Annotated in this window: 1 protein-coding gene; it reads left to right on the plus strand. The window is 68.5% G+C overall.

The window, feature by feature from the left end:
- Positions 1 to 156: 156 nt before the first annotated feature.
- A partial coding sequence (locus tag ACU8YE_RS23710; protein WP_446929775.1) for an aminotransferase class IV occupies positions 157 to 777 on the plus strand: 621 nt, incomplete at its 3' end.

Here is a 777-nt window from a genome sequence, read left to right on the forward strand (position 1 = left end):
GCCGGAAGCGGGCCTGCTCGGCCGCATCTGGGATTCGATCCTGCTGATGTTCAGCAAAAAGAAGTAAGCTGTCCGCTCGCGTCGAGCGCGGCGCCGGCCTCGCCGGCGCCGCGGGCTTTCGCTTTCCGTCACGATTTTCGCCGTCCGTTCAACGCCATGAATCAAGCCGACATCGAACCGATCGTCTATCTGAGCGTCGCTTCGCACGAGGAGCTGGTGCCGCTTTCCGAAGCGCGCGTGCCGGTGCTCGACCGCGGCTTCATCTTCGGCGACGGCGTGTACGAAGTCGTGCCGGTCTACGCGGACGGCGCGCGCCGCGCGCCGTTCCGGATCGCGCAGCATCTCGCGCGCCTCGCGCGCAGCCTGAAGAGGATCGGCATCGCCGATCCGCACGACGAAGCGGGCTGGCGCGCGCTCGTCGCGCAGGTCGTCGACGCGAACGCGGCCGCGCTCGGCGACGGCCGGCACGCTATCGTCTATATCCAGGTGACGCGCGGCGTCGCGAAGCGCGGCCACGCGTTCCCGGCGAACGCTGTGCCGACGGTGTTCGCGATGGCGAGCCCGCTCGCGCTGCCGAGCGACGCGCAGCGCGCGCAGGGCGTGCGCTGCGTGACGGCCGAGGATCGCCGCTGGCTGCATTGCGACATCAAATCGGTGTCGCTGCTCGGCAACGTGCTGATGGCGCAGAACGCGGCGGAGCACGATGCGATCGAGACGATCCAGCTGCGCGACGGCAACGTGACGGAAGGTTCGTCGTCGAATGTATGGATCGTGAAG

The sequence above is a fragment of the Ralstonia sp. VS2407 genome, from assembly GCF_052950655.1.